Origin of the sequence: Fodinibius sediminis, from assembly GCF_900182555.1 — a bacterium.
GTDB classification, from domain to species: Bacteria; Bacteroidota; Rhodothermia; order Balneolales; family Balneolaceae; genus Fodinibius; species Fodinibius sediminis.
This window is the reverse complement of record NZ_FXTH01000010.1, coordinates 117,968-135,210: the sequence shown is the minus strand read 5'-3', so window position 1 is coordinate 135,210 and position 17,243 is coordinate 117,968. Positions and strand designations below refer to the sequence as shown.

Here is a 17,243-nt window from a genome sequence, read left to right as displayed (position 1 = left end):
GCTGTTACGGTCTGTCCTTATTGGATATTATGTTGTTGAAGCTTTTCCAGGAACGTATAGCGAAGGCTGATCTTCTGGTACAGGGAGGAGCTGTTGTCCTCTTCAAAGGTTTGATAGTTTTGGAACGATTCCTCGTCGTTCAGCAACAGTTGAATTCTGACAAGCTGCTGGCTGGCCAGATATTCAAGCCAGTCATTAAGGTCTCTCAGCCAGTCTTCATCGGCCTCGGAGTCCGTGGACGGAACAAAACCAGGGGGCTCGGCCGGCTGTGAAGCTTCCTGCACTTCATATTTCAATGTCTGTACAAATGAGGTGTCCCCGGTTTCAGGATTAATGAAATATCGCTGCCCCGACGGTAAGCTGCCCCAGATGGCGCCATCGGAGTAATGGGTTTCAATGGTACCATCTTCCTTGATGACCTGTCTGACTACCTTGCGCTCTCCCGATGAGGTATCCTCTGAAGTCTTTGCGATATACTGCTGCAGTATCTTCTTGGACTTTGGATAGAGAATGCCGGGCTTGGCCAGGGTATATTTTGAAGAGGAAAAGGTGTAGTCGACAGGGAGGTAAAATTCAAACAACAGCTCTTTCTGGTCGGAGCTCAGAACCTGTACCCGGAGCTGGTCGACGGTTACATTACCCGATCGTATGGTGAAGTTCGCGTTTTCTTGACCACGGCCCCTGAAAATGGATGAGCCGCTGGCCGAATAGTTGGGCGTTAGAGCTCCTGACGTCATTGGGCGGATAAAAATCCGTGCTCCGCTTTCATTCGATATGTCGTATTCAAAAGTGATGGAAACCTGTTGCTCAAAGTCCAGCCGGGCGGGGGATTCCGGGGAGAGGGCCTCTATTGAAACCGACTGACCTGATGCCGCGCCGTGGAACAGGAGTAAACAGACGAAATAGGTAAGGAAAAAGAGTAATCTATGCATGGTTTACCTCACAATGGTAGTATTTTGCAAGGCCTGGAATAATGAACTGATTTTAAATATAATTCATAATCAAAGAGAAAAACACTACCGAACTTTACTACCGAATTTTCCGTTTTTATAAACAACAGTATCTTGGTTGAGAATCGAATATAGAAACAAGGTTGCAGGGGTGAGTGTTTCCTTATTTCTTGCAATATCCACCTTAAACTGCTTTATTAGAAGATAAGGCAAGGATGTCTAACCCGGTCCTTGAATCCTTATGCAAAAATGAAATAAATTTAGTTTGTTATGGCTGAGAAAGTTAAGAAGTTCGAAAAAATGATTGAGAATCCAACCGCTCATCAGCTAAAATCCTATTATGATGCCAAAGAAAAGGCTTGTATTGATGCCATGAAATCAACCAGGTCTAAAAATCCCCATAACAAAGGATCAAATTTGGCTGAGTTTTGGGATTATGTCTACCAGCAATTTTATGAAATCCAATAGGTAGAAAACGTACTGTTATTATCTATATAAGAATGGTCTGTAGGTGTTTTTACACTTACAGACTTTTTTTATGTCTTTTTGCACCCAATTCGCTTTAATTTTATTTAATATTAAATAAAATTCTATATATTAATATATAGAGAAAAGTAAAGAGAAGGCTCAAGCGAGGGTGAATATGGATATCAAATTTGTAGACCGAGAAAAAATTAAGAGTGCCAAAAAACGATCATCAAAATTCAAGCCGCTCCTGGAGGCACTGGATCAGCTTGAAGTGGGGGGAGATGCTATTGAGGTATCATATGAAGACGACAAAAATGTAAATTCCATGCGTACGGCTGTTTATCAGTACAACAAGGACAAAGGGGTTAAGATTAAGAGTGGAAAAGACGCCGATAAGAAAAAAGTATACTTTTATCGGGAGAAATAACACGCATAGATCTGTCGCAGCGAGCAGGATAAACGTTTGCTTGTTAATATAACCGCCCATCTTCTCCCCTAAAGGAGCAATGAGCGTATCACCGTTGTCCTGCGGTATAACATAAACAGTTGAAAAGGGGAAGGAATCTGGCTAAAGGATAGAACGGTACTGATAATTCCGGCAAAACCGACAAAATTCTCATGGAACTCTGATGGAACTCTGATGGAACTCAAATTTGCGGGTAATTTGTGATCTGAACCCCCGAAAGCGTCGTTTAAAGGCTGTTGAGTGAGCTGGTGACTGGATTCGAACCAGCGACCTATTCTTTACGAGAGAATCGCTCTACCCCTGAGCTACACCAGCTTGTATTTGGAAGTCAAAGACTGATAATATAAGCATTGTTCTTATTTGATAGCAAGTGATGAGTGTAAAATAAAGAATTGGCGTTCAAGGGAGCTCTTGATTATTTTCAGGGAGCAAAATATTATCATCTATGCAAAACTTTCTGACAAACTACCCGGTAACTTTTTATTTAATTGCGGCGAATGTTCTGATTTCGCTGGGAGCCCTGTATGTTTATCCTGCGCTGCTGCAGACGGGTTATCTGAAACCTTATCGGACGGTCCGCCGGAATACGTGGTATGAACTGCTGACTTCGGGTTTTCTGCATGCCAACCTGGGGCATCTTTTTGTCAATATGTTTACGCTTTATTTTTTTGGTCCGGTCATGGAGCAGGTAGTGGGATCCTCCTACTTCATAGGGCTTTACATTACGGGGCTGGTGGCGGCCGGCATCCCTTCCATAATAAAATTCCGGAATGATCCCAGCTATGCGACCCTCGGCGCTTCCGGGGCAGTGGGGTCGGTGCTCTTTGCTTTTATTTTTCTGTTTCCGATGGAGAGTATTTACCTGCTGCTCATCCCTATTCCCATTCCGGCTTTTGTATTTGCCATTGCCTATCTGCTATACAGCATGTATGCCAGCAAACAGGAACGCGGGAAGATCAACCATGAAGCCCATGTGGCCGGTGCCCTGTGGGGCATCATTTACCTGGTGGTTTTTGTTCCACATACGATCGATCATGTACTGACGATATTTGGTCTGCTCTAAAGGTGTTAAAAAAAGGCGGAAGGGGAAGGAATTGGTGAAAACAACAGCATTTCCTGTACCTCCCCGTTAAAAGAAAGGTACAGGATCAGCATAGAGTTGGTTCCCGGCCTGTTGCAGCAGAGGATAATTGTCTTACCGCATGCCATTAGGCTTTGCCCGGCGACGCATCAGCCGTTGTTGGAGCGGAAGTCAGCCATAAAATTGACCAGCGTTTCGACGCTTTCACGCGGACATGCATTGTAGATGCTGGCGCGGATACCGCCCACGCTTCGGTGACCTTTGAGGGTATAGAGGTCAATCTTTTCAGCTTCTTCCAGGAACTGCTGTTCAAGCTCTTCCGAGGGTAGGCGAAAGGTCACGTTCATCAGTGACCGGGAATCTTTCTGGACTGCTCCGCGATAGAAATCATCCCTGTCTATCTCATCGTAGACCAGGGCGGCTTTTTCCTGGTTGTACTTTTTGAAGTAGGACAGGCCGCCTTTTTCCTGGATCCACTCCAGTACCAGATTGACCATGTAGACATTAAAGACCGGAGGGGTGTTGAAAATCTTTTCTGCATGGGTCTGATACTGCAGGATAGTCGGCACATTCTCGGTATCGGCTTGGGCCAGGAAATCCTTTCGGATGATGACAATGGTTACGCCGGCCGGTCCTACATTCTTCTGGGCACCGGCATAAATAATACCGTATTTCGAAACATCGATAGGCTTGGAAAGAAAATCCGAAGAGGCATCGCAAACGAGGGGTACGCCATTGGTTTCCGGATCCGTGGCAAACTGCGTACCGGCGACGGTATTGTTGGAAGTGAAATGCACATAGACGGGATTGGCACTCAGTTCAAGCTCATCATCGCCGGGAACCCGGTCATAGCCGGTGTCACTGCTGCTGTAGGGACGGTGCACATTTCCAAAAAGCTTCGCCTCTTTAATGGCCTTGTTGGACCATCGACCGGTATCAATATAGTCGGCGGTCTGGTCTTCGCGAAGGAAGTTGTAGGGCGTCATCATAAATTGTGAGCTGGCACCGCCTTGCAGGAACATAATTTCAAAATCGTCACCCAGTCCAAGAAGTTCGGTGAGGCGTGTTTTAGCCTGCTGGTCAATGGCTTCATATTCGGCGCTCCGGTGGCTCATTTCAGCAATGGACCGGCCTTTGTTTTGATATTCAAGCAATCCTTCTGTTGCTTTCTCAAGGACCTCTACCGGCAAGATAGCAGGACCTGCGCTAAAATTGTGAACACGATTCATAATAGAAAGAGTCTTTGTTGGATTAAAAAGTGTGGACAAGAAGTCCGGATCGTAATTTGGGTTCAAACCATGTTGACTTCGGAGGCATAAGCAGCCCCTCGTCAGATACATTGATTAGTTCTTCAATACTTGTGGGATACATGCTTACAGCCATGTCAACCTTTCCGCCATCAACGAGCTGCTCCAGCTCTTGCGTTCCCCGGATACCGCCTACAAAGGAGATATTCTTGTCGCGACGGGGATCCGTAATACCGAGCAGGGGATCAAGCAGGAATTCCTGCAGCCGGTGTACGTCCAGTTTCTCTACACTGTTTGGGTTGTCAGCAATCGGCAGGGTGGTTCCATACCACTGCCCGTCAATATAGATAGACAAGTCTCCTTTGGAGGATGGTTCAGGGTCTGCCCCGGCGCGGAGATCAAATTTCTCATTGAGCTGGTCCAGAAATCCCTCCGGCACGGAATGCACAACCCGGTTGTAGGCCATAATATGCATATCCGACATCGGGAAGACCACGGCGGGGAAGAAATTATATTCTTCGGATCCCGTGTGATTGTCATTGTTCTGACGTTCTTCCGCGGCGGCCCGGGAGGCACTCTTGCAGCGGTGGTGACCGTCAGCAATATACAGTTTGGGAATATCCTCAAAAGCTTTTTCAAAGGGGGCTGTTTCTTCTACTTTCCACAGTTTGTGGGTCACGCCGTCGGAAGCGGCGAAGTCATACAGCGGATCTTCCTTGACTGCCTCATCTATAAGTTTCTGGGTTGACTCGTCATCCTTGAAGGTGATCATGACGGGTTCAGCATGGGCCTGCTGGGTTAGGATATGACGGGTACGGTCATCTTCTTTGGTTGGACGGGTCAACTCATGCTTCAGGATGACTTCATTATCATAATCCTGGACCGAAACGCAGCTGAAAATACCGGTCTGTTTTCGTCCCTTCCAGATAAGACGATAGATGTAGATGCACGCCTCATCCTCCTGCTGCAGGATATCCTTGGAAAGCAACTGGGTTAGATTCTCAGCGCCCTTCTCATAGACCGCATCATTGTAGGGGTCGGTATCTTCAGGGAGATCAATCTCTGGACGAATAACATGCAGGAAACTATTGGGCTTTCCTTCCGCCAGAGTTCGCGCTTCATCGACATTGATAACATCATAGGGCACACAGGCGATCTCCTCTACATCCCGGGGAGTAGGCCGCCATGCCTTAAAAGGGTGCAAATGGGCCATTCGATTGGTATGATATACGGTTGAATATTGTTGTAATAAAACAGCTAACAAAGGTACTTGATTGACGGCAATAATTAAAATGCAAATGGGGATAAAAAAGCGGCCGGCTGAAATCTTCCCGCCCCTCTTTATCCCCGCATACCTGCTCGCAGCTGTTTATAACTGATATTTTAGTCTAAGACGTGAATGCGCAGGTTTTTCCATCGGACCTTTACTTCATTTCCGGGCGTGGCGGAATGGATCTGAAGGGCAATGGAGCCGGTGCCCTCCCCGATTTTTTCGTCTTCCAGGTGAACCATCTGCGTACCATTCAGCCAGCTGGTAACTTCATCTCCTTCCACCCGGATTTTCATATGGTTCCAATCATCGGGTTTGAGGGCTTTCTCGTCTTCCGGGCTGGGCTGGATGAGCCATCCCCTTCCGTACGATTCATAGATACCTCCGGTGTGCGAACCCATGGGAGCAACTTCAACCTGCCAGCCGCTTATTTTGGTACCCTCCAGATTCGAACGTATGAAAACACCGCTGTTGCCGTTGGATTCCTGCTTGAAGTCGAGAGTGAGTATAAAGTCCTTGTAAGTTTCATTCGTCCTGAGATAGCCGTATTCTTTGTCAGGCCCACTCTCACAAATGAGTTCTCCGTCTTCTACATACCACCGTTCGGTGCCATGTTCCGTCCAACCCGAGAGGTCTTCTCCATTAAACAGCGGTTTGAATTCCTGTGCTTTTGCGGGAATGCTCAACAGCAGGAACGAGCATATCATTAAAAAATATTTCATGACTCTTATTATTAATTTATCTTTGCTATTTCAATTGCAATACAACATCGAAGTACGATATCGAATGATTGGAATAATTACAAATTTGATTGGCTTCGATGTGATTCAAACTAATCATAGTTAAAAGAGATTACGGTAGTTTATGGATCAAATAAATATGGACAAAGAGAATCTCTCGGAAGAACAGCAGCAACAGTTGCTGTTTATGATGCTTGTACAGCAGCATCAGCAGATAGCGATGATGGGAATGGGCAAGATTGAGAACCCCAATACCGGTAACGTCGAGCGTGAACTGAAATCAGCGAAATTTGCCATAGACACCCTTTTGATGCTGCAGAAGTATACCGAGGGGAATCTTCCCAAAGAGCTCAACAACTATTTGGCCGAAACTTTGAACAACCTGCGGATGAATTATGCCGACGAAGCGGGGAAGGATGCGGAAGAGGAGCAGGAGTAACCTTGCAGAAAGTAACAGCAGCAGGAGGTGTTCTGATACGGTACAAGGCCGGCAAGGCGGATCCCGAGGTATTGCTGATATTTCGCCGGGGGGTTTGGGATCTTCCCAAGGGCAAGCGTGAAGAGGATGAGAGTGTTGAGGCGTGTGCTGTGCGCGAGGTGGCCGAGGAAATTGGTATTTCCTCGCTCCCCGAAATCCTATCACCCCTGGTCGATACCTATCACGAATATCGACAGGATGGTGTCTTGTTTGGGAAGACCACCCATTGGTTTGCTATGCAACTTGCAGAAAGTGAAGTGTCATTCACGCCCGAGCGTCGGGAGGGCATACAGAAGGTCGCCTGGCATTCGCTGACCGAAGCCAAACACAAGGTGGGATATCCAAATTTGCTGGAAGTACTGGATGCTGTTGAGGCGTTATAGGATTTTGATTGTCTCACCCGATTTATGACCAATATAAAAAAGGACCTGCCGGTAGGGCAGGTCCTTTTTTATTGTAAAGTGTTTGTATTAGTTCTGGAGACGGAAAATAATGGGCAGGCTGTACTGCACGCGAACAGGATTTCCACGTTGTCGTCCGGGCTTGAATTTTGCCTGTCGAACTACGCGAAGAGCCTCCTCGTCAGCGCCGCCGCCGATGCCGCGAATGACTTTCGGGTCTTCCACATTACCGTTTTCGGTTACAATAAACTGGATAATTACCCGTCCCTCGATGCCGGCACGACGCGCTCGTTCAGGGTAATTGATCTTTCCCTGCAGCTCAGCAAGACCGCCGATCAGTTCCGGCATCTGCTCAACAGCGACAAAAAAGTCTTCTTCTTCCTCTTCTTCCTCTTCTTCCGGGGGAGGAGGCATGTCAAGCGGTTCGTTCATGTTCATGTCGGCGTCCAGGTTAATATCCTGGTCTTCGATAATTTCATCGTTGGGCACCTCAACGGGAACCTGCGGCTTGGGCGGAGGCGGTGGTTGTTCCTGCTGCTGGGTCTGGACTACTTCTTCCATTTCCACCACTTCCTGCTCTTCGATCAAATTTACATCTTGTTGTTCAGATCTGAAGTCGACCTTCATAGCCACGATAAATAGCAGCAATACAGCGACAAGCCCCAGCTGAAGAAAAACTGTATAGTACTTTCTTAAGTCGGATTTAGGTTTTTTTCTTTCGTAACGCATGATTACCTCCGCGTTGTATTAGGGAAATTTTCTTTCGAGTTTAGCTAATGAAACAAATAATTATGCAAAATCTCTAATTTCTTAACTAAAAAGGCGGGGATTTATTTTCTTGAAATTTATTTAGGGGTGGATAGAGAAATAAATGAAAAGGGAGAAGGGGATGTGGAGCAACATGTTCGCGGTCGGATGATGGCCTCCAAAAAAAAAGGACCTGCCGCTAAAGCAGGTCCCAGTAGTTTTAAAATAAGTGGCTGTTAATTCTGCAGGCGATAGATAATGGGCAGGCTGTACTGCACGCGAACAGGGTTTCCACGCTGCCGTCCGGGCTTGAATTTAGCCTGTCGAACAACGCGAAGGGCCTCTTCATCACATCCCCCGCCGATGCCGCGGATCACTTTCGGATCTTCCACGGAGCCATCTTCAGTTACAATAAACTGAACAATCACGCGGCCTTCAATACCGGCACGACGCGCTCGTTCAGGGTAGTTAATCTTGCCCTGCAGCTCAGCAAGACCGCCAATCAGTTCCGGCATCTGCTCAACAGCGACAAAGAAATCTTCTTCACTGTCCTCTTCTTCTTCAGCGGCCGGAGGGGGCGGCATTTCGAGGGGTTCATTCAGACTGAGATCCGCATCAAGGTTGATCTCCTGATCTTCTATAATTTCATCGTTGGGTACTTCAACGGGAACCTGCGGCTTGGGCGGGGGCGGCGGCTGCTCTTGCTGTTGAGTCTGGATAACTTCTTCCATTTCCACCACTTCCTGCTCCTGAATAAGATTCACTTCTTCTTGTTCCGACCTGAAATCAACCTTCATCGCTACAATAAAAAGTAACAACGCAACAATCATACCCACCTCCCAGAAGAGTGTGTAATACTTGCGAAGGTCTGCTTCAGGCTTTTTTCTGCTATTTTTCTGAGGCATAATTCATTTTGGAATTAAACGTTCATAATTGCTCTGTTTAAATTAGTTATGTTTATAATTTAAATAATTAGATATTTAAAGCAAATAAAATTGATTGTTTTTTTAACACTTGCTGCTGACAGTCTCTCATAGCCCATCGTGATTTATCAGCTGTTTTCTGAGTCGAAAGAGACGGCGTGGCTATTTATGCCCGAACGGTCTTGCCGGGCTGATATCCCGGTGAGAAGAAGGTTTTCCGGATGACATCCAGCGTCGCCTTGTCACCCGCCGCCGATGCCGCGAATGAACCGGGCGTCTTCCACATCGCCCTTCCCAGTTACGATAAATTGTACCCTCACCCGTCCTTCAAGACCTGCTTTTCGCGCCCGATCCGGGTACTTTAACCGTTCATAAAGCCATTTCTGGCCGCCCTTCATTTTGGCCATATGCTGCACAGCGATAAAGAAATTTTCCTCATCCTCTTCTCCAGCAGAGGGGGCATTTCGAGGGGTTCATTCAGACTGAGAGCCGCATCAAGGTTGATCGCCCGGCCCTCGATAATATCATCGTCGGGCACTTCCACCAGTATTTTCGGACTGGCGGGTCTGGACGATCTCCCCCCCATCTGTACTATTTCCTGCTCCTGGACAAGATTTGCCTCCTGCCGGCTTGACCTGATATCCATGCTGGCAATGAAGATGAAACCCAGGAGGATGATTATGGAGGCTACCTGCAGGAAGATAGTATAATGGTTTTCAGGACGATAGATGGTTCTTTTCGGTATACAATCATAATATTAACTTATTAATACTAAATTAATAGTAAGTAAAAATGTATTATGAAGGGAATCAAGAAAGAGTAATTTATTTTTTGGGAATGATTATTTTCAGCACGCCGAGGGCGAGCAGGCAGCCAATCGTATCGAATACGACATCATAAACATCCGCATGGCGGTTGAGGCTGGGCAGGCTGTATTGCAGGATCTCGATGATAATGCCGAAGGAAATACCGAGCAGGAAGATGATCCATAAATTCGTGTTGCCCGCCCGGCTGATGCTATGGTTGAGGCCGAGCAGCAGGGTCCAGGTGCCGAAGATTAGCAGGTGGCCAACCTTGTCATAGCTCCAGATTTCGTTCTGTGAAAACGTTTCTGCGGGCAGAAGGGTCAAGAGCAGGGTTACAATTGTTAAGATGGCAATAGCAGACGTCAACAGGTAGCTGCGGTCCGACAGGAAGGAATAGAAAGGGTTGGAATTCATATAAAATCTCTCGGTTCTGGTAAATCGTCTGCGTTCGTTAAGTAGTGATCCAGTTTTTTCTTGCCTCTAAGCAGCCCTTCGGCACAGCTGGCATCCGGTGCACGGCCGCGTGCCAGGGAAGCCCCGACTTTGCCGGCTAAGACGTCGCCGCTGCCGGCGCGGGAAAAATACCGGGTATCATAGTTGGTTAAATAGCATTCTCCTGATGACGTTCCGATAATTCCGGGCATCCCTTTCGAAAGTATAGTCAATTGCCGGCGCGATGAAAAGTTCCGGACAAAATGAAGGCGATGGGCATCTGATTTAATCGGCTTATCAGAAAAACGCGACAGCTCGCCCGGATGGGGAGTCAATATCCACTGGCTGCCGCGGGGTTTCTCCCACTGCTCCCACTGTGCAAGGGCCCAGAGCCCGTCGGCATCGATGACGGTATTCCGGGGATTGCGCGGGAGAAACCGGTTTATGAAGGCAACCGTATCGTCCTGTCGCCCGATGCCCGGCCCAAGCAATACGGCTCCCTCTTTTTCCTCGAGGATGTCCAGCACCTCGGGCAGGTGGTCCGGTTTGAAAAAATCATCGGATTTATTGCCGACAGCTTTTTTGATGATGGAGGGAAGACCGATCTCGTAAACAGGCAGCAGTCCACGGGGACAAACCAGGATTACAGCCCCGAGTCCCTCGGCCCAGGCACTGCGTGCCGCCAGCATGGCGGCACCGGTAAGTCCTTCGGAGCCGGCAATGAGATAGAGTACGCCGGAGGCGTATTTGTGTCGGCCCGGGCGCGCCTGTTCCAGGGAAACCCAGGATTCATCGAGCAGAAAGGTATCGCAGCGTGCTTTATATGAATTGGGAAATGGAAGTTCACAGTAGAGGACGGAACCGGTTTGAAAGGGCCCCTCTTCCAAATAGAGTCCCTGTTTGCGTCCCCCGAAAGCAAAGGTATAGTCAGCTTCGATGCAGGCCCCCATCAGCTGTCCTGTATCGGCATGCAGACCCGTCGGAATGTCCATGGAAGCTACCGGTAGGTCCTGTTCGTTGGCCCAGTGAACGGCCTCCAGGTAATCACCACGCAGGTTGCTGTCGAGGCCGGTGCCCAGCATGCCGTCAATAATAAAGTCCCAATGCTCTGTCTGTTCAAGGGTGTCCCAGCTTTCGTACACCTCAATACGATGATGATCGTCGAATTGCTGCAGCAGTTCGAGGTTTCGCTGGGCGTCGGGGGAGAGGTTGTCGGTTCCACTCAGGAAAACGAGGGTGGCTGCAATCTCGTTCTGGAGGAGGTAGCGGGCCACCACCATGGCATCACCGCCATTATTGCCTTTTCCACACAGGTACACGCCATGGGAGAGGTTAATATCGCTGCCGAGCAGGTGTTTGGCAGCCGATAAGCCTGCGATCTCCATCAGTGTAAAGCCGTCCATACCGGTTTCTTCAATGGTGCGCCGGTCAATCTCCCGGCTTTGGGATGCAGTAAACAGGTAGTGCGGCAGGGTAGCATTCAGCATGATATCACCACAGGTTGTTGAGCAGAACCAATTCAATTGTAGTTAACAGCAGGCCGGCTGCTGTGCCTCCAAACAGTTCGGGCAGCGAGTGGACACTCAGGCGGTACCGTGCCCAGATCGTTACAGGTAAAAGTAGCAAAAGGATTATTAAGGATAAAATACCAGCGGTGAGGGAAAAGGGGTAGAACGGGAGCAGGGAGAAGCAGAAAAGGATGGCTCCGGAAGTGGCCAGGCCGGCGGCATGCATGCTCATCTTCCAACGCAGATTGATGAGGTAGCCGGCAATGAGGTTCAGGAGGTACACCATGGTAATTACCAGCACACCCGTGGGGATGAGGACACCCGCTGCCAAGCTGAGAGCAACAGCAGCAAGGGCGCTGAGGATCGAACACAGATAGAGCGGGTTCCTGGTTTTCCGGTCCGGTAGGTCGAGCGAGCGGATTCGCTTGGAACGGTACAGGTACAGGGTGCTGGCCAGCGGTATGAAGGAATAGAAAAGAAGGGCAAAGCCAAACAGGGAGCCGATGGCGACCGTTGAAAGACCAAGTAACCAGCCGGTAACCGCCAGCATGACTGGAGGAAACAGCAAGGGATTCATCAGGTCAGAGATCAGCCGGGCCGCGCCGTACCCGCTGCGATGAGGCGCCTTACCACTTTTATCCACTGATATCCGATCCAATGCGTCCTCTCTTTTTTCTTAATATGCCCGGGCAAAAAGTACTTTTTGCCTGGAAGGCTTGCCGGTTACCATGCATTCGCCCTCCTCGCCTTCTTCCAGGGGAATGCAGCGAATGGTAGCCTTGGTTTCTTCTTTTATCTTTTCTTCCGTCTCGGCGGTGCCGTCCCAGTGTGCGTAGACAAAGCCACCCTCGTTTTCAATGATCTCTTTAAATGACTCGTAGGAATCCACAGAATGGGTATTGGACTCGATCCGGTTCTGTGCTGCTTCAAAAAGCTCATCCTGGATGGTGGTGAGCAGGTCAGCGACTTTCCGGGCCAGGCCTTGGCGGTCGGTAATTTCTTTGTTGCCGGTATCGCGGCGGGCGAGCTCAGCGTTGTTGTTCTTCAGGTCTCGGGGACCGATTGTGAGCCGTACCGGGATGCCGGCGGCCTCATGTTCGTTGAACTTCCAGCCGGGGCTCATGTTCTCGCGGTCGTCCAGTTTCACCCGCACGTTCAGTTCTTTGAGCTCCTTGATGATTTCCCCGCAGTAGTCGAGCACCCCGGTTTTTTCTTCCTCACTCTTCCAGATGGGGACTATAACCACCTGACTGGGAGCCAGCTTCGGCGGGATGATCAGGCCCTGGTCGTCGGAATGCGTCATAATAAGTCCCCCGATCAGCCGGGTGGAGACGCCCCAGCTGGTAGCCCACACATATTCGTGCTGGCCCTCGGAACTCTGGAACTTAACGTCAAAGGCTTTGGCAAAATTCTGGCCGAGGAAGTGTGAGGTGCCTGCCTGCAGGGCCTTGTTGTCCTGCAGCAGCGTTTCAATACAATAGGTGTCGACGGCACCGGCAAAGCGTTCTGACTCTGTTTTGACCCCGGTGATTACCGGCATGGCCATGAATTCTTCGGCAAAGGTACGGTATACTTCCAACATTCTGCGAGTTTCTTCTACTGCCTCCTCTTTGGTGGCGTGGGCCGTATGGCCCTCCTGCCACAGGAATTCCATCGTCCGCAGGAACAGCCGCGTGCGCATCTCCCAGCGTACCACATTGGCCCACTGGTTGATGAGGATGGGCAGGTCGCGGTACGACTGGATCCAGTTTCGGTAGGAGTCCCAGATGATGGTTTCTGAGGTGGGACGGACAATCAGCTCTTCTTCCAGCTTCGACTCAGGGTCCACTTCCACGCCGCCGTTGGCGCTTTTGAGCCGGCTGTGAGTTACCACCGCACACTCCTTGGCAAAGCCTTCCACGTGCTGAGCTTCTTTGGAGAGGAACGATTTGGGGATAAAAAGAGGAAAATAGGCATTCTCGTGGCCGGTATCTTTGAACATCTGGTCGAGGGCCTCCTTCATATTTTCCCAGAGCGCAAACCCGTTGGGTCGGATAACCATGCTGCCGCGAACGGGGGAGTGGTCGGCCAGCTTGGCCTCCCGGATTACATCTTGATACCACTGTGAAAAATCTTCAGATTTAGAAGTGATTTTTTTAGCCATGAGAATGTTTATGCGCTGGTTGAAATAAGGTTTAGCTGTGTTGAAATGTAAATGCTAAAAATAAGATGAAATTGAAGAGCCTCAAAAAAAGAAGTGGTCGTCATGCGAAAAAGATCGCAAAAAGACTTAATATTTATTTTCAAATGCCTTATATTTGGCAACTCTTGATCGCGATGGCGTGGTAGCTCAGTTGGTGAGAGCGTCGGATTCATAACCCGGAGGTCGGCGGTTCGATTCCGCCCCACGCTACAATGGAAAATCCCTGAGTAGTCGTAAACGGCTGGTCAGGGATTTTTTGCTTGGCGACGAACCATAAGGTTGCTGATCCCCTCTAATGTACTGTACGGGGCCTATCCATTATCATATTTCAGGCTTTGAGCACGGAAAAGAAAGTTCTTCCTTACATCCCATCCCCTGGCCAATGGTTCGTCTGAGATCTTCACGCAGGTTCAGCGGAAGCGATAGTCTTGCTGTGTTTCCCCAAAAGAACGGCATTCCGGGTTGACATTTTACAGCAAATAGGCGAGACTAACCACATTCCAATAAGAGAAAATATTAACTAAATAAAGTTACCAACTATGGCACGTCCTGTAACACTATTTACCGGTCAATGGGCCGATATGTCGCTGGAAGAGTTAGCGGAAAAAGCATCGTCATGGGGTTATGACGGACTGGAGCTCGCTTGCTGGGGTGATCACTTCAATGTGCAGAAGGCACTCAGTGAAGACGGATACTGTGAGGAGCGCAAGAAACTTTTGGCAAAGTATGATTTGAAGGTCTGGTCAATCAGCAATCACCTGGTGGGGCAGGCCGTATGTGACCCCATTGACGAACGGCACAAAGAGATCGTGCCCGAACACGTATGGGGCGACGGCGATCCGGAAGACGTGCGCCAGCGGGCTGCCGATGAGATGAAGGATACGGCTCGCGCGGCTTCGAAACTGGGCGTGGAAGTGGTTAACGGCTTCACGGGTAGTAAGATCTGGTCAAAAATGTATTCCTTTCCACCTAACACACCGGGCATGATCGATGACGGCTACCAGGATTTTGCCGACCGGTGGAACCCCATCCTGGATGTGTTTGATGAGGTGGGCGTGCGCTTTGGACTGGAGGTGCACCCGACAGAAATTGCTTTCGACATCTCTTCGGCGCAGCAGGCCATTGATGCCCTGGACGGGCGCGAGGCCTTCGGCTTCAACTACGATCCCAGCCATTTTGGCTATCAAGGGGTGGATTACGTGCAGTTTATCCTCGAGTTTGGCGAGCGCATCTATCATGCCCATATGAAGGATGTGTGGTGGTCGGACGAGCGCAAGCGGGCTGGCGTCTTTGGCGGACATCTGGATTTTGGCCATGAGGACCGCTGCTGGGACTTTGTCTCCATCGGCCGTGGCAACATCGACTTCGACCGGGTTATCCGGGCACTGAACCGCATCGGCTACCGCGGGCCGCTCTCTATCGAGTGGGAAGACAGTGGCATGGACCGCGAGTTCGGTGCGGAAGAATCCTGCCAGTATGTGAAGGATATCGATTTCTCGCCGCCTTCAGCTGCCTTCGATTCCGCTTTCTCGGAGAAGGAATAACAAGTGCCATTGAGCCGCATCTCTTCTTCCCGGAGGGATGCGGCTTTTTTTATGTTGCAAGGGGATATTGTAACAGTATGGAGAGGGGCAAATAACGGACGATACGGGTTGTTGACCGGAAACGTTGGTGAAAAATTGGTACTGTTTGTATATCCATAGCTGGTTCGGAAAACTGCCTCTTCAATAGTATTAGGTATATTTTTCCTGCTGCAAAAGAGAGAAGGATCTGTACTGAAGCTTTGGAAGCGGCGCGTGGTTCTGCCTCCGTTGGTGGTAGGCGTAACATGGGATGATCCGTACTTTGCCACCTGCCGGGCAGCTATTATCTGTGAATGTGCAATAAGCGGCTTTCGGTTGTAGTGGTATACCCATTTTTAGCCGTTATAATAGTACGAATAGAAGAATGATCAAATAATAAACATTTCAGAGCCATAAGATGGATCAGCCCGTAAGCAGAGAAGAGATCATACGCGTCATTACCGGGGATTGTTCCTGGAGAGATCGTGAAAGGGTTGCGGAGTGGATAAAGGAGGACCGGGGGAATAAAGAAAAATTCGAGAAGCTACAGGAGACATGGCGTATAGCAGGGCGTTTGGATCTTTGGCAAAATGAAGATCAGGCATGGGCAAAGCTGTCAGAGCGTATTTCACGCCCCAGTCATCTGAAAATTCATCGCCTTGACAACACCGGCCGGGCAGAAGAACAGCCGACAGGATCTCTTGATACCCTATATCCGAGAAAAAAGCATGCGTACCTGCCGTGGGTATTCCGTGCTGCTGCTGCCTTTCTTCTTCTGTTCGGCATCCTGTATGCAGCACATTATTATGCGCCCGAGGAAAAAGGAAATGAACCACCTGCGTCTGCCATGGAAGAAGTAGAGGTTGGCCGAGGGCAACGCCTGAATCTTACACTGGGGGATGGAACGAGGGTTGTGCTGAATTCGGGAAGCATGCTGCGTTATCCGCCGCAATTCAGAGAGGCTATACGCGAGGTAGAATTGGAGGGGGAGGCCTATTTTGATGTAGCGAGGAATGAGTCGGAACCCTTTATTGTACATACAGCGAAAGCCAGTGTACGGGTTTTGGGAACTGAATTTAATATTAGTGCCTACTCAGAAAAAGTGGATGTGGAAGTGGTGGTGGCAGAGGGCAGGGTAGCGGTTACAGCTGAGCCAAATTCGGGGGACAAAGATACAGTATCCTTGACCAGCTCAAGGAATGAAGTTGTTGTACGGAAGGGCGAATACACTGCGGTAAGGGAAGGAGCTTTGCCGACCACACCTGTCAGGGCAGCCTCAATGGAATACCACCTGGGCTGGGTGGACGGGAACCTGATATTTGAAGCTACCCCATTGAGGGAAGTAATCCGGAGATTGGAACTGTATTATAATCGTGATTTCAAGGTAGCCGACCCCGGGCTCCTGGATCATAAATTTACAGCTGCCTTCAAAAAGAAACCGCTCTCGAAAGTATTGGATGTTCTTTCAGTTGCAATGGATCTGAAATACAGGCAGGCCGACTCCCTGATTTATCTGGAGCGGTACCCGCCGGGTGCTGGGCCTGTCCATGGCAATGAGGAATAGAAACCCAGCGCAGCAATCGGTGTATTTCATGCCAGCAACCTCATTAACAGACAGTCATCCCCCCTGTTTATGGTTGATTTTCCCCTTTCCCACAATCCCACTGGATGTAGACGGTCACCGCAAAGCCTACGTTGAACTTGTATGCCTGCTGTTGGTATTCGCGGTGTGGCTTTTTCAGCAGCAGAGAAATAATATTTTTCTGTCATGGAGAGCGGTAGTTTGTTCGTATTTACTTATAAGAAGCTGAAAATAAGGGCAGCTACTTGCTTTTTTGGGTTTCAAGCAGGGGTTGTAAGGCAGGAAAGGGATAAGGGATGGTCTTGCAAATCGCTTTCGATAACTGACAATGTATTCAGAAATAAAAGGAGGGGTTATGAGGAAAAGGAGACAGGGATTCAGCACCACTTTAATGATCCTT

19 protein-coding genes and 2 tRNA genes are annotated in these 17,243 nt (G+C 49.2%); 8 read left to right on the top strand and 13 right to left on the bottom strand.

The features are described from left to right. Positions 1-17: 17 nt before the first annotated feature. A complete protein-coding gene (locus FN808_RS12235; protein ID WP_142714884.1) occupies positions 18-932 on the bottom strand; it encodes a hypothetical protein in 915 nt (304 codons plus the stop codon). A gap of 288 nt (positions 933-1,220) precedes the next feature. Here FN808_RS12235 and FN808_RS12230 point away from each other — a divergent pair, with 288 nt between their 5' ends. Together FN808_RS12230 and FN808_RS12225 are read left to right on the top strand one after the other, a co-directional pair. Then, entirely contained in the window at positions 1,221-1,418 is a 198-nt protein-coding gene (locus tag FN808_RS12230) for a hypothetical protein (protein WP_142714883.1), read from the top strand. 175 nt (positions 1,419-1,593) lie between these two features. Further along, a complete protein-coding gene (locus FN808_RS12225; RefSeq protein WP_142714882.1) occupies positions 1,594-1,845 on the top strand; it encodes a hypothetical protein in 252 nt (83 codons plus the stop codon). Between the two features lie 282 nt (positions 1,846-2,127). Here FN808_RS12225 and FN808_RS12220 read toward each other — a convergent pair. Beyond that, positions 2,128-2,199, bottom strand: a tRNA-Thr gene (locus FN808_RS12220). Positions 2,200-2,329: 130 nt separating this feature from the next. On the opposite strand from FN808_RS12220, the gene FN808_RS12215 reads away from it, so the two are divergent. Continuing rightward, positions 2,330-2,947, top strand: a complete 618-nt coding sequence (locus tag FN808_RS12215; protein ID WP_221930035.1) for a rhomboid family intramembrane serine protease — start codon at positions 2,330-2,332, stop codon at positions 2,945-2,947. Positions 2,948-3,114: 167 nt separating this feature from the next. Here the strand turns inward: FN808_RS12215 and serC are convergent, their stop codons facing one another. From serC to FN808_RS12200, 3 genes are all read right to left on the bottom strand, one after another. After that, the gene (gene serC / locus FN808_RS12210; protein WP_434084135.1) at positions 3,115-4,197 is read right to left on the bottom strand and encodes a 3-phosphoserine/phosphohydroxythreonine transaminase; all 1,083 of its coding nucleotides are present in this window, start codon (positions 4,195-4,197) and stop codon (positions 3,115-3,117) included. A gap of 19 nt (positions 4,198-4,216) precedes the next feature. After that, positions 4,217-5,425, bottom strand: coding sequence for a DUF1015 domain-containing protein (locus tag FN808_RS12205; RefSeq protein WP_142714880.1), 1,209 nt, complete (start codon positions 5,423-5,425; stop codon positions 4,217-4,219). Positions 5,426-5,595: 170 nt separating this feature from the next. Beyond that, the gene (locus FN808_RS12200) at positions 5,596-6,204 is read right to left on the bottom strand and encodes a 3-keto-disaccharide hydrolase (RefSeq protein WP_142714879.1); all 609 of its coding nucleotides are present in this window, start codon (positions 6,202-6,204) and stop codon (positions 5,596-5,598) included. 142 nt (positions 6,205-6,346) lie between these two features. On the opposite strand from FN808_RS12200, the gene FN808_RS12195 reads away from it, so the two are divergent. After that, positions 6,347-6,661: a DUF1844 domain-containing protein gene (locus FN808_RS12195; RefSeq protein ID WP_246068348.1), complete on the top strand. Its 315-nt coding sequence runs from the start codon at positions 6,347-6,349 to the stop codon at positions 6,659-6,661. Between the two features lie 2 nt (positions 6,662-6,663). After that, on the top strand, positions 6,664-7,083 hold the full coding sequence (locus FN808_RS12190; RefSeq protein ID WP_142714878.1) for an NUDIX hydrolase: 420 nt from the start codon (positions 6,664-6,666) through the stop codon (positions 7,081-7,083). A gap of 87 nt (positions 7,084-7,170) precedes the next feature. On the opposite strand, the gene FN808_RS12185 is transcribed toward FN808_RS12190, so the two are convergent. The 8 genes from FN808_RS12185 to proS all read right to left on the bottom strand — a co-directional run bounded on the left by FN808_RS12185 (position 7,171) and on the right by proS (position 13,660). Further along, positions 7,171-7,830 carry an energy transducer TonB gene (locus FN808_RS12185; RefSeq protein WP_142714877.1) on the bottom strand — a complete coding sequence of 220 codons (660 nt, stop codon included), beginning with the start codon at positions 7,828-7,830 and terminating at the stop codon, positions 7,171-7,173. Positions 7,831-8,084: 254 nt separating this feature from the next. Beyond that, entirely contained in the window at positions 8,085-8,753 is a 669-nt protein-coding gene (locus FN808_RS12180) for an energy transducer TonB (RefSeq protein ID WP_142714876.1), read from the bottom strand. Between the two features lie 260 nt (positions 8,754-9,013). After that, the gene (locus tag FN808_RS12175; RefSeq protein ID WP_142714875.1) at positions 9,014-9,178 is read right to left on the bottom strand and encodes a TonB family protein; all 165 of its coding nucleotides are present in this window, start codon (positions 9,176-9,178) and stop codon (positions 9,014-9,016) included. Further along, positions 9,166-9,417: a hypothetical protein gene (locus FN808_RS12170; protein ID WP_142714874.1), complete on the bottom strand. Its 252-nt coding sequence runs from the start codon at positions 9,415-9,417 to the stop codon at positions 9,166-9,168. Before FN808_RS12170 ends, FN808_RS12175 begins: the two co-directional genes overlap by 13 nt. Positions 9,418-9,595: 178 nt before the next feature. Further along, positions 9,596-9,991 carry a VanZ family protein gene (locus FN808_RS12165; RefSeq protein WP_142714873.1) on the bottom strand — a complete coding sequence of 132 codons (396 nt, stop codon included), beginning with the start codon at positions 9,989-9,991 and terminating at the stop codon, positions 9,596-9,598. Then, positions 9,988-11,496 carry an NAD(P)H-hydrate dehydratase gene (locus FN808_RS12160; protein ID WP_142714872.1) on the bottom strand — a complete coding sequence of 503 codons (1,509 nt, stop codon included), beginning with the start codon at positions 11,494-11,496 and terminating at the stop codon, positions 9,988-9,990. Before FN808_RS12160 ends, FN808_RS12165 begins: the two co-directional genes overlap by 4 nt. A 4-nt stretch (positions 11,497-11,500) precedes the next feature. Next, positions 11,501-12,175, bottom strand: a complete 675-nt coding sequence (locus FN808_RS12155) for a hypothetical protein (protein WP_142714871.1) — start codon at positions 12,173-12,175, stop codon at positions 11,501-11,503. 18 nt (positions 12,176-12,193) lie between these two features. Beyond that, positions 12,194-13,660: a proline--tRNA ligase gene (gene proS, locus FN808_RS12150; RefSeq protein ID WP_142714870.1), complete on the bottom strand. Its 1,467-nt coding sequence runs from the start codon at positions 13,658-13,660 to the stop codon at positions 12,194-12,196. Between the two features lie 175 nt (positions 13,661-13,835). Here proS and FN808_RS12145 point away from each other — a divergent pair. The 3 genes from FN808_RS12145 (at position 13,836) to FN808_RS12135 (ending at position 16,825) form a co-directional block, all read left to right on the top strand. Continuing rightward, positions 13,836-13,909: transfer RNA gene (locus FN808_RS12145), tRNA-Met, on the top strand. Between the two features lie 329 nt (positions 13,910-14,238). Further along, on the top strand, positions 14,239-15,243 hold the full coding sequence (locus FN808_RS12140) for a sugar phosphate isomerase/epimerase family protein (RefSeq protein WP_142714869.1): 1,005 nt from the start codon (positions 14,239-14,241) through the stop codon (positions 15,241-15,243). 436 nt (positions 15,244-15,679) lie between these two features. Next, complete coding sequence (locus FN808_RS12135) at positions 15,680-16,825, top strand: FecR family protein (protein WP_142714868.1); 1,146 nt, start codon at positions 15,680-15,682, stop codon at positions 16,823-16,825. Positions 16,826-17,243: the final 418 nt, after the last annotated feature.